Origin of the sequence: Cohnella rhizoplanae, from assembly GCF_948329515.1 — a bacterium.
In the GTDB taxonomy this organism is placed as follows: Bacteria; Bacillota; Bacilli; order Paenibacillales; family Paenibacillaceae; genus Cohnella; species Cohnella rhizoplanae.
The window spans coordinates 70,007-82,200 of sequence record NZ_CAOJCN010000010.1 but is presented as its reverse complement, the minus strand read 5'-3'; the positions used below and the strand labels follow the sequence as shown (position 1 = coordinate 82,200).

Annotated in this window: 7 protein-coding genes; 1 reads left to right on the top strand and 6 read right to left on the bottom strand. The window is 64.2% G+C overall.

Annotated elements, in window-relative coordinates; all coding sequences use genetic code 11:
• Positions 1-24: 24 nt before the first annotated feature.
• From PQG80_RS16010 to leuC, 6 genes are all read right to left on the bottom strand, one after another.
• The gene (locus PQG80_RS16010; protein ID WP_271752406.1) at positions 25-3,738 is read right to left on the bottom strand and encodes a dynamin family protein; all 3,714 of its coding nucleotides are present in this window, start codon (positions 3,736-3,738) and stop codon (positions 25-27) included.
• A complete protein-coding gene (nth, locus tag PQG80_RS16005) occupies positions 3,735-4,412 on the bottom strand; it encodes an endonuclease III (RefSeq protein ID WP_271752405.1) in 678 nt (225 codons plus the stop codon). Before nth ends, PQG80_RS16010 begins: the two co-directional genes overlap by 4 nt.
• Before the next feature lie 192 nt (positions 4,413-4,604).
• Positions 4,605-7,307, bottom strand: a complete 2,703-nt coding sequence (locus PQG80_RS16000) for an S-layer homology domain-containing protein (protein ID WP_271752404.1) — start codon at positions 7,305-7,307, stop codon at positions 4,605-4,607.
• Positions 7,308-7,350: 43 nt separating this feature from the next.
• Complete coding sequence (locus PQG80_RS15995) at positions 7,351-8,886, bottom strand: N-acetylmuramoyl-L-alanine amidase (RefSeq protein WP_271752403.1); 1,536 nt, start codon at positions 8,884-8,886, stop codon at positions 7,351-7,353.
• 224 nt (positions 8,887-9,110) lie between these two features.
• Positions 9,111-9,719: a 3-isopropylmalate dehydratase small subunit gene (gene leuD, locus PQG80_RS15990; protein ID WP_271752402.1), complete on the bottom strand. Its 609-nt coding sequence runs from the start codon at positions 9,717-9,719 to the stop codon at positions 9,111-9,113.
• A gap of 19 nt (positions 9,720-9,738) precedes the next feature.
• Entirely contained in the window at positions 9,739-11,160 is a 1,422-nt protein-coding gene (leuC, locus tag PQG80_RS15985) for a 3-isopropylmalate dehydratase large subunit (protein ID WP_271752401.1), read from the bottom strand.
• A gap of 123 nt (positions 11,161-11,283) precedes the next feature.
• On the opposite strand from leuC, the gene PQG80_RS15980 reads away from it, so the two are divergent.
• Positions 11,284-12,186 carry a LysR family transcriptional regulator gene (locus PQG80_RS15980; protein WP_271752400.1) on the top strand — a complete coding sequence of 301 codons (903 nt, stop codon included), beginning with the start codon at positions 11,284-11,286 and terminating at the stop codon, positions 12,184-12,186.
• The last annotated feature ends 8 nt before the right edge of the window (positions 12,187-12,194 follow it).

Here is a 12,194-nt window from a genome sequence, read left to right as displayed (position 1 = left end):
TACGCAGGCGCGAAAAAATCGTCTTTAAATGCCGGTATCGAGCGCGCGCCAGTCTTCGTTCAAGCGGCGCAGCGCGTCCTCCGCGCCCGGCGTCTCGAGCGAGCGCCTGACGCCTTCGGCGTAGGCTGCGAGCTCGGTCGACAAGCGGGCCGCGACCTCGCGCAGTTCATCCTCGAACGCCGCGGCGAGCCGCGCCGCCCAGGCTTCGCGGACGCCGGCGAGCCAGGCGTCGGCCGACTGGAACAACGCGGCCTCCGCCTCGTTCTTAAGCGCCGCGCTGCCCTCGCGTTCGAAGAAATGCTTCGGGCTGCGGAACGCCTGCCAGAGCTTGCGGCCGTCCCATTCCGGTCCCGCCGCGAACGGCTCGGGTACCGGGAGTCCGAGGGCCGACGCCGCCGGCGGCTCGGTCTCGAAGCCGCCGAGTCCGGCACGGGCGATGCCCGCCTCGACCTGGCTGCCGATAAGGCGGCCGAGCGCCGTCTCCATGCGCAGCCCGGCGGAGCGGAGCTCCTGCTGGAGATCCTCGCCGACGCCGCGCTTCAGGTCCAGCCAGCAGGACGCAACGAGCTTGCGGAGATCGCGGCCGTCGTCCTGCAGCACCGACGGGTGGAAGGCGGTCATGAAATGCTCGCCGAACCGGTACTGGACCCGCCTGCGCAGATGATACAGCTGCTCGCCGAGCTCCTGGACCAGCGGCTGCACCGCCGCGTCGGGCGGACCCGACGTCCAAGCGTCCCGCAGCGTCTCGGCCGCTTGAAGCATGCCGGCCGCGGTCGCCTGGCGGCTCGCCGCGTCTTCGCTCGCGGAGCCGAGCAGCCCGTCGATGCGCGACCCGATCCGCGCGAGCTGCTTGCGGGCGGATGCGAGCGCCAGGCTCCCCAGCTCCTCGTCCGCGAACCGCCTGAACGCGTCTTCGAAGTCCGCGAGCCCGGATTCGCGGCGCTCGGCCGCGTCTCCCGCCAGCTTGGCTTCGAGGCCGCGCAGGCTGGAGACCGGATATATGCGCGGCTGCCGGATGCCGTGCTTCAGCAGCTGCGATTCGACGTGCGCGGCGACGCCGGCCAGCTCCTCGGGAGAGGAAGCGAGATCCGCCGCATTGAGCACGAAGAACATCTTGTCGAGCTCGAACGCGTCCTTGACGCTGCCCAGCTGATGCAGGAAGCTCCGGTCGGCTTCCGTGAAGGCGTGGTTATAGTACGTGACAAATAGAACGGCATCCGCGTTTTTGATGTATTCGAAGGCGACGCCCGTGTGGCGGGCGTTGATCGAATCCGCTCCGGGCGTATCGACGAGCACGGCGCCGCTGCGCGTCAGCGGCGCGTCGACGTGCAGGTCCGCGGAGGCGACGAAGCAGGACGCTTCCTCGTCCGCGACGTAGCGGCGGTAATCCGCTCCCTCGGCGATAAACGAAGTGCCGAGCAGCGGGCCGTAACGCTCCCAGCCGCGGGCGGCGGCGCGCAGGAAGGCCAGGTGCGGCCGTCCCCGCGGGTGAATGTCGTCCGGCGACATGCGGGCGGCCAGCGCGAACAGCTCCGCGGGGCCGGACGCGGCCTCGATGTCGCGCTCCCGGACGCCTAGGCGTGCGAGCGAGTGCGCCAGGTCTCCGCGCATGTCGTCGGCTTCCTTCATATGGATGCGGGCGCTGCCGTGAGGCGCCCCCTCCGCCGGCGCGACGACGCGGTTGATCGTCGCCGTCGTCGGATTGGGCGACACGGGCAGCGCGGGCAATCCGACGAGCGCGTTGGCGAAGGACGACTTGCCCGCGCTGAACGCGCCGAACAGCGCGATCGTGAAGCGGCTGTCCCGCAGCTGAGCCGCTTTGGCGGACAGCGCCTCGCGCTGCCGCGCCAGCTCGGGGAATGGCGCGAGCAGCGCCGCGCCGCGCTCGAGGAGCGCCGCGGCGCCGGCGGAGGCGCCGTAGGAGGCGCTCTCCCCGCCTGCGCCGGACTCGCCTGCTTGGGTGGCAGCGGATTCGACGCCCGCCGAGACCGGCATTCCTGCTGCAGGCGGAGAGACCGATGTCTCCTGCGGCAGCGAAGCCGGCGCCCGGACAGGCTGAGGCGCTGGGAGACCTAGGTCGCGGGCGGACGCGACGCCGCCCTCCGGCAGCATCGCCACGAGCCGACGCTCCGCAGCGTCCGCCTCCTCGTCAAGCTCGCGCAGACGGTCCGCCGCGGACTGCCTGCCGTCCAGCTCGGACAATGCGGCAGCTAGCCTGGCGAGTGCCTCGTCGCGCTCGGGGCTTCGGCGCATGACGAGCGCCTCGAACCTCGCGAGCGCCGTCTTGCGCACCCGGCTCTTCCATTCCGCGCCGAGCTCCGACGCGAATACGAGCGTCGCATCCCCGCCCGATCCAACGCCCGGCTTCACGAGCGATGCGATCCATGCCGCGTCCGGGGACGGGAACGCCGTATCCAGGTCCGCCTCCCAGGCGGCGTCGGCGCCCCCCGCCTCCTTCGCTTCGCGGCGCAGCATCGAACGCACGTGCACATGCACGTTCGCCTCCGCCTGCGCGGCGAAGTCCTGCGCGAGTTCCGTCAGTCTCCGCTCGCGTTCGGCCTCCGTCTTGGCGCCGCTGCCGAGCCAGCCGACCTTGAAGCCCGGCTGACGGCTCTCGAGCACGGCGCGCGCTTTGTCGCGCGTCTCCGCCGGCGTGAGCCCGGCGTTCGCGAGCAGCTTGTCGAGCTCGCGCTTCAATTCGTCGAGCTGGCGCTCGCCCGCCGTGCGGACCTCCTCCAGTTCTGCGGTCAGCGCGCGCCGCCGCTCGGCCAGCGCCGCCATCCCTTGCTCTCCGCCGGCCTCGGCGAGCAGCGCTTCGCGGCGGTCCGACTGCCGCTGCAGCAGGCCTTCCTTGAACGCGCCGGCCAGATGGACCGCCGAACGGTCGGCGCTGTGCAGCAGCAGCTTCTCTTTCTCGCCCTTGAGCGCCTCGATGACCCGCAGCAGCTCGTTCATCTGGGACAGCTGATGCTCGGGATGGCGCATGGAGAGGAACAAGAGCCCCGCTAGGTCGATACGCCATGCTTCGAGAGCGGCGTTCAGACCCTGCCTGAAGTCCTCGAAGCGAACCTCGCTCTCGCGGTGCTTGTCGATCTGATTCACGATCAAGTACGTCGGCTTGCCCCACTGATGCAGCATCCGCAGAAACCGGAAGTTGACGTCGGACAATACATGGTTGTAGTCCGTCACGTAGAATACGACGTCGGCCAGGTGCAGCGCCGACTCGGTCGCCGCGCGGTGCGCGCCGTCCGTAGAATCGACTCCGGGCGTGTCGACGAGCGCGAGCGCGTCGCCCAGCAGCGGGATCGGGTAGCGGACGTCGATGGACGATACGCCCTCCCCGTCTACGGCCAGATCGCCGAGCCGCTCGACTGATACGCCCGGAATTTCTTTGACCGAGCCGTCCTTGCCGACGAACTCGACCCGGACGGATGGCTCTCCGTTCGCGATCGTGACGACGTTGGCGCTCGTCGGGATCGGCGAGGACGGGAGCAGCTGCGCGCCGCACAGCGCGTTTACGAGCGTCGACTTGCCCGCGGAGAAATGCCCGCAAAACGCCAGCGTAGCGATATCCAGCGACAGCTTGCCCGCGAGCTCCTCCAGCTTGGCCCCGTTCGCCGCATCTCCCGCTCCCGCGGCCGCCGCGGACATCCTGCGCAGCGCATCGATATAATCGGTCGACTTCCCGTTCGGCGCTATCGGTCTTTCTGTCACGGTTTCCATTTTTCCAGGCGTCATGATGCCGCTCCTCCCCGCTGCTTCCGCGCCGCTGCCGGCTTCATTCTGCGTTTGCCCTCCGGACAGATATCCAGCAGCGGACAGAGCTCGCACTTCGGGTTCTGCGCTTTGCAGTGGTAGCGCCCGAAGAAAATGATCCGATGATGGGTCAATGTCCATTCGTCCCGGGGGACGAGCTTCATCAGCTTCTTCTCCACCTCGAGCACGGAGTCTTCGGGCTTCGCGATCGCAAGCCGCTTGGATACGCGCTCCACGTGCGTATCTACCGCGATGGCGGGGACGTCGAAGGCGTTGGACATGACCACGTTAGCCGTCTTACGGCCGACGCCGGGCAGTTCGGTAAGTCCCTCGTGGCTTGCCGGCACCTCGCCGCCGTATTTATCGATCAGAATCCGGCACAGCTTTTGAATATTCGCCGCCTTGTTGCGGAACAGGCCGATCCGGCGGATGTCGTTCTCCAGCTCTTCGAGCGGCACATACAGGTAATCCTGCGGATTAGTATATTTCTCGAACAGGCTCGCCGTGACGCGGTTAACCGTCTCGTCCGTGCACTGCGCGGACAACAGCACGGCGATCGTCAGCTCGAACGGATTGCGATGGATCAGCTCGCAGTGCGCATCCGGGAACATCTTGGCGATCTCGTCCAGAATATATCGCATTTTCGTTTTATTCATCGCTTGCTTCCATCTCCCATGCCTTGTTTCCCTCAAAAGCATTAACTTTCAGTGTAGCGGAAGATCGTCCATTCGACAAGACGATGCGGCGATCAAACGCGCGCATCGTGGCGACTTAAAGCCTTGAGCGCCGTAAAAAAACGGCCCCGCCGTTAAGCGGAGCCGTCTTATTCAAAGTCGGGACGCAAGCCTTTAAGACTTGGAGATCTCGACCGCTTTGCCGCGAATCACGTAGATGTTGATCGGGTCGCTTTTGTTCAACCCGTCGGTCGTCAGCGCGGTCTCTCCCTGATGGATATACGCCTGGGGAGATAGCGCGATCGAATAACCCGTCTCGTTCGGCGCCACCTCGGCATACAGCGTATTCGTCGTCTTATCCGTGCGCCAGTACGTCTTGCTCACCGGCGTGATCACCGATACGATCGCGTGGTCGCTCTCGTCCTTGCGCAATTCGACGCGATCGTCCAGCTGGATCGACGACAGCGAATTCGAGGATACGCCGTTCCGTACGACGAGCGGCGTCAGCCCCACCGTCTGCCTGACGGCCGCGCCGGCGCCCGTCCGGATATCGATCGTGCCGGCGGACGTATCAATGGCGACGACGCGCCCGAACGAGTACGGAACGATCTTCGCCAGCGTCGGCGTCGAACCTTGCAGCGTTACGTTCAGCAGCGTGCCCGCGGTATATCCGCTCAGCGAGGCGGCATTGCCGCTCGCGTCCTGCAGGACGAACCCGGTGCCGACCGTCCACTCGGCGACGGAGCCGTCGGCGGCCTTGGCCTTGAGCTTGGCGGCAGCCGTATCGACGGATACGACTTCGAACTGAACGGTCTTCACGAGCTGCAGCGCGACCGCGTAGTTCTGCGCGCCGTCGAGCAGCGCGACGATCCGGTCGCCGGCCTTGATATCGGCATAAGACCGGTTGGTCTGTCCGTACATCTCGACCGTCGGCGCGGTGTAAGGGACATAAACGGTCGAATTGTTGTCCAGCAGCAGCTTCAGGGTCTTGGTCGTCGTGTTGTTCTCCGATACCGTGCCCTTGTATTGCGCGACGTAGGAGATCGACACGACGTTGCTGCCGGAATAGCCGATGTCGACCTTGCGTCCCTTGTACAGCATGCTCGCGCCCGCTTCGGCCGAGATCGCCGTGCCGTTCAGATCGTAGCGCACGCCGGCGCCGAGCGCGAATGTCTTGACGCTGCCGGCGGCATCCTTGAGGATGAGCACCTTGGCGTCGTTATCATAAGAAGATACGACCAGCCCGTTCTGAACCTGGACGCTCCGCCCGGTCGCTTCGACCGCGGTAACCTTGCCCTCCGCGTTCAGCGTCAGCGTTACGGAATCCCCCGGGTACAGGTCGGCTAGCGCCGCATCCTTCAGACCGGCGATTTTTACGGCTACGCCAGCGACGTATTCCTTGCCGATGATGTCGCTCGCGCCGGATACCTTGTACTGGATCGTCTGCGCGGAGGCATCGATCTTGAACAGCGTGCCGGTAACGCTCGCGGCTGAAGCGCTCTTGGTGACGGTCACCGTCGTGTATAAGCCGTTCTTGATCTCGTAGGATACGGCGTCGCCGACCTTGAGATCTCCGATCGCCGCCGGCACGCCGTTCGCCGTGCGCAGCACCGCGTTGGCGTCGACCCCGCGGGTGTCGGCGATCGAGGTTGCGTTGTCCTTGATCTGCAGCTTGCGGCCCGCGGCATCGACGTTCATGATCGTCCCCTGACCGGACCTTGCGACGGCGGATTGGCTTGCCTTAACGGCGAGCACCTTGCCGGACTGCGTGTACGTGTCGATCGTGAGCGCGAGTTCCGCGTTCACCGGCAGATCCGCGAGGTTCACCGCATTGTTCTCGGCGTCGGTCACGACTGGCGGCCGCGCGGCGTCGTACGCATACGCCTGTACGTCCTCGCCGCTCAGCAGCGTGATCGTGGATTTGGACGCGTTCACGACGACCAGCTTGCCCTGCGCCGTCTTGACCTGCGGCGTATCGCTGACTTGCTCGGCATAAGCCGCGGAGCCGTCCGCGGCTGCGATGACGTTTACCGTGCCGTAAATCTTGAGCGCGTCCTGCGCGGTCAGCTTCTCGGTATCGAGACGGGAGAACAGCGTGCCCGATCCGATGGCGTAGGAAGTCACGCTTCCATTCGTCTGCAGCACGGTCAGAGCGTCCGCGCTCGAGCCGATCAGCATCCCCGTCGTCTGCTTCGGATACGCGGCCGCTTGCTTCTTTGCTTCCGCGCGGCTGAAGAGCGTGGCCGCGGTCGCCCGCGTCACGATGCCCTTGGGCGCGAACTTGTTGCCGTCCAGACCCTTGACGAGCTCCAGGTCGACGGCGGCCTTGACGAAGCCGACCAGATCCTTGTCGATCGACGCGTTGTCCGCGAAGGAGGTGGAGCCGCTCGCGGCCGTCTGGCCGATCGTGCGCACGAGCAGTCTCGCGATCCACTCGCGCGTGGCCGGCGCCTCGCCCCATTTGACCTTCGGGTCGGCCTCGGCGAGCGCGAACTCTTCGTTTCGGCTCAGAATGCCTTCCTTCAGCGCAAAGCTCACGTACAGGTTCGCGTAGGCGCTTACGTTAAAGGTGCTTGGAAACGCGGCGACGCCCGAATCCAAAGCCTTCTGCTCGAGATCGAGGAAACGAATCGCGATGATGACCGCGTCCTGGCGCTTGACGTTGTCGTTCGGGCCGAACAGGTTTGCGCCCTTGCCCGCGAGCAAGCCTTGCAGCGCCAGCTTGGCGATATGCTTTTCGGCCCAGTGGCCGGCCGAGACGTCGGTAAACGGCGTCTTGGATGCGGCGGATGCGGCGGGCGCGAAGGCGCCGGCGCTCGTCCAGAGGAGCGCCAGCGTGAGAATGGATAAGAGCAGTTTGCGTGACTTCAACGACATCTCGTAATCTCCCCGATCGTGCGTTCAACCGGTCTCGCCGGCGTCACGCTAATTTAAGATAGGCCTTGACTGCGGCTGCGAGCCCGGCTGCCGTGCGGTTCTGGAAGTCTTCGGCGAACAGCTTCTTCTCTTCCGTCGCGTTCGACAGGTACCCGGCTTCGAACAGGACGGCCGGCATCTTGGTCTCGCGCGTCACGGCCAGGCTCTTCTGGATGACGCCGCGGTCGGCGAGCCCGGTGGCCGGCGTCGCATACTGCTTCACGACGTTGGCGAAGGCAAGGCTCTCCGCGCGTGTGTAGTACACCTCGGTACCGTTGACCGTATTCTTCGTATTGCTGTTCGCATGGACGGACAGGAAGAGGTCTGCCTTGACCGAGTTGGCCAGGTTGTATCGGTCGCTGAGCGAAGGGAACGTGTCGCCCGATCGCGTCATGACGATCTTAAGGCGCGGATCGGCCGCGAGCAGCGCTTGTACTTTCAAAATGATGGCGAGGTTGAAGTTCTTCTCGTACTTGCCGCTGACGCCGATCGCGCCCGAGTCGCTGCCGCCGTGTCCGGCGTCGAGCACGACCGTGTATATCTTGTCCGTCGGCGTCGGCGGCACCGGAGGCGCCGCCCCGTTGAGCAGGATCTTGAATTCACCGGCCGAGGCGTCGTTCTGCACTTCGTAGCCGTAAGCGCTGCTCAGGTCGAGCACGAATCGAAGCGTATTGGTGTTCGCCTGGAAAATCGAGTAGCGTACCTGCGTCAGCACCGGGTGTCCGGCCACCGGGAATGTGCCGCTCTTGGCCGTGGCGCCGGCGACGAAGAGATCCTGCGCGAAATCGGCCGCGAAATCGGACTTGGGCACGTCGACGACGATCCGGTCGGGTCCCGTCAGCGTCGTGACGACCGGCGCGATCTCGCCTTCGTAGCTCAGGATCACGGCTTCGTTTTCGAACCGGATGCCGTGGATGGCCGCCAGGTTCGTATACGGGTCGGTCACGGTCGTGCCGTCCCCCGGCTGCGTGCCGGGATCCGTCGATCCGCCCGCGGCGGGATCTTCGTCGACGACCCCGATCAAGCCGCCGCCGGAGGAGTCGCTCCCGCCGCCTGTGCCGCCCGAGGCGTCTCCGCCGCCCGTACCGCCGGAGCCGGCGTGCGAAGTGTAGATAAAGGCGGACTTGGTCTTGTTGTCCCACACGATGTCCGCGCCGAAGTTGTCCTTCACGAAAATGAGCGGCACCATCGTCGTGGCGGTCGCGGGCGTCGTCTGCTTGATGATCGGGGCCGCCTCGAGCTCGGTCTCGATTCCGTTGACGGTCGCCTTCTTGGTGCCCACGGTCATGACGATGACAGATTCCCCGCTCGCGACCGTTACCGTCTTCGTCGCATTGTCAAACTTGACGGTGTAGCCCAGGTTCTCCGTCACCGTGCGGATCGGCAGCATCACGCGGTTGTCGATCAAGGCGGGCGGCTCCTTCGATGTCAGTGCCACGCCGTCCAGGATAAGCTGGGGCGTGACGGCCGCGGCGGAAGCGAATCCGGCGGCGGCGAAAAGCATCGAGACGACAAACAGCAGGGAAATCCAGTACCTCATGCTTCACCTCGGTGTCTATGATTGGGCCGTTCCAAAAGCGGCGCTTCCGTTAAAAAAGTCCTAAACGAGACCTTTTTATCGGAAGGGGCGCTTTTTGGCTTGTCCACCCTTGTTTAGACGCCGGGCAATGACAAAAGTTGCGAGTTTTAGAGGAAAAAAAGGCCCTCTTTCCCGAAAAGTGTCGACCCGGGAAAGAAGACCCATATAGCGTTCAAAATCAAGATTTAAAATGCGTTCGCCAGTCTCTTTTCGTTCTTCGCTTCGTATGCTGCGATCTCGTCCGCATGCTGCAGCGTGAGGCCGATATCGTCCAGACCCTGGAGCAGGAACTGGCGGCGGTGCTCGTCGAGGTCGAACGGAATGCTGAGGCCTTGGTCGTCGGTAATGACCTTGTTCACCAGATCGACGGTCAGCTTGTAGCCTTCGGTCGATTCGGTGCGCTTGAACAGGTCGTCGACCTGCTCCTCGCTCAGCTTGATCGGCAGAATGCTGTTCTTGAAGCAGTTGTTGTAGAAAATATCCGCGTACGAAGGCGCGATGATCACGTTGAAGCCGTAGTCGAGAATCGCCCATGGCGCGTGCTCACGCGAGGAGCCGCAGCCGAAGTTGGCGCGGGACAGCAGGACCGATGCCCCTTGGTAACGCGGCTTGTTCAGGTTAAACTCCGGAATCGTGGCGCCCTGCTCGTCGAATCTCCATTCGAAGAACAGGTATTGGCCGAAGCCGCTGCGCTCGATGCGCTTCAGGAACTGCTTAGGGATGATGGCGTCGGTATCGACGTTCACGCGGTCGACCGGCGCCACGAGACCCGTGGATTTGATAAATGGTTGCATAAGCGTATGTCTCCCCCCCTTAAGCCGTCACTTCGGACTTGAATTCCCAGTTGCGGACATCGGTGAACTTGCCCTTGATCGCTGCGGCGGCGGCCATCTCCGGCGACACGAGATGCGTGCGTCCGCCGCGGCCCTGACGGCCCTCGAAGTTGCGGTTGGACGTCGACGCGCAGCGCTGGCCCGGCTGGAGCACGTCGGGGTTCATCGCCAGGCACATCGAGCAGCCCGCTTCGCGCCATTCAAATCCGGCAGCCGTGAATATCTTGTCCAAGCCTTCTTTTTCAGCTTGAATCTTGACGCGGCCCGAGCCCGGCACGACGATAGCCGTAACGTTCGGGCTCACGCTGTGGCCCTTGGCAACGGAAGCCGCGGCGCGCAGATCCTCGATCCGGCCGTTGGTGCAGGAGCCGATGAACACGTAGTCGATCGGAATCTCGGACATGGGCGTACCCGGCGCGAGATCCATGTATTCGAGCGCCTTTTCGGCGGCCTTGCGCTCATTCTCGGTCGGCAGCTGCTCCGGATAAGGCACGATCGACGTGATGCCCGTGCCCATGCCGGGGCTGGTGCCCCAGGTGACTTGCGGCACGAGCGAAGCGACATCGAGATCGACCTCGGCGTCGTAAACGGCGCCTTCGTCCGTCGCCAGCGCTCTCCACTGCTCGACGGCGCGGTCGAAGTCTTCGCCCTGCGGCGCGTATTCGCGGCCGCGCAGATAATTGAAGGTAGTCTCGTCCGGCGCGATCAGACCCGCCCGGGCGCCGCCCTCGATGGACATGTTGCACACGGTCATGCGCTCTTCCATCGTCAGGCCCGTGATCGCTTCGCCGGTATACTCGATGACGTATCCGGTCGCGAAGTCGGTGCCGTACTTCGCGATGAGGCCGAGGATCAAGTCCTTCGCCGTGATGCCGGCCGGGCGCTTGCCGATGAAGTTGACCTTCATGGTCTTCGCCTTCGATTGCTGCAGGCATTGGGTGGCGAGCACATGCTCGACCTCGCTCGTGCCGATGCCGAACGCCAGCGCGCCGAACGCGCCGTGCGTCGAGGTGTGGCTGTCTCCGCATACGATCGTCTTGCCGGGATGCGTCAGGCCGAGCTCGGGGCCCATGACGTGCACGACGCCTTGATCGATCGTGTTCAGGTCGTACAGCTTGACGCCGAATTCGGCGGCGTTGGCCGTCAGCGTGTCGATCTGCTGCTTGGAGATCGGGTCGGTGATATTGAAGCGGTCCTTGGTCGGCACGTTGTGGTCCATCGTCGCGAACGTCAGGTCGGGACGTCGTACCTTGCGGCCGGTCATGCGCAGGCCTTCGAACGCCTGCGGCGACGTGACCTCGTGAACCAGATGCAGGTCGATATACAAAATGCTAGGCTTGCCGGCTTCCGAATGAATGACGTGATTGTTCCAAATTTTCTCGAACATCGTTTGTTTGCTCATTTTACCTTCACCCCGCGTAGATATCCTCGTCTAGAATGATTCTATAATAACATTGGTTCTATCATTGTTCCAAGATATAATACCTATAAAGTTGATAGTTCAGTTATATAAGGAGACGCGCCCATGGAATTCCGATTGCTGCATTACGTCATCCAGATCGCCGCGGAGCGGAACTTCTCGCGCGCCGCCGAGAAGCTTCATATCGCGCAGCCGTCGCTCAGCCAGCAGCTGTCCAAGCTGGAGAAGGAGCTCGGCGTGCTGCTATTCAAGCGCACGACCAACAGCGTCGAGCTGACCCATGCCGGAACCGTGTTCGTGGAAAAAGCGCAGCGCATCGTCGACATGACCGAGCAGCTGCGCCGCGAAATGGAGGATATCGCCGACTTGCGCAAGGGACGGATCGTCGTCGGGAGTCTGCCGATCACCGGCTCTCATATCCTGCCGCACGTGCTGCCGGCATTCAGAGGGGCTTATCCCGACATCGAGATCGCGCTCGTAGAGGAAGCCTCGGCCACGCTCGAGCAGCTCACCGCGAGCGGCGGCACGGACGTCAGTCTGCTCACGCTGCCGCTTGTCGAGCCGTCCCTCGCCTACGATCCGATCCTCGAGGAGGAGATCTGCCTCGCGGTGCCCCGCGACCATCCGCTGGCCGCCTCAGGGGCGACGGAGGCCGACGTAGGCGCGCTCGCGGACGAGTCGTTCGTCATGCTGAAGAAGGGGCAGGGCTTCCGCGCGATCGCGGTCGGGCTGTGCCGGCAGGCGGGCTTCGATCCGCGCGTCGTCGTGGAGAGCACCAACATCGAGACGGTGCAATCGCTCGTCGCGGCCGGCATGGGCATCGCCTTCGTCCCGCAGATGATCACCCGTCGCGAGCACGATGGTCTCCAGCCGGTGTACTTGCCGCTGAAGGGAAGGCCGACGCGCACGCTGGTGATCGCATACCGCAAGGGGCGCTACCTGTCCAACGCCGCGGAAGCGTTCATCGCGACATTCCGGGAGACGATGGGCAAGCTGCAACTGCCCTGAACTGGATG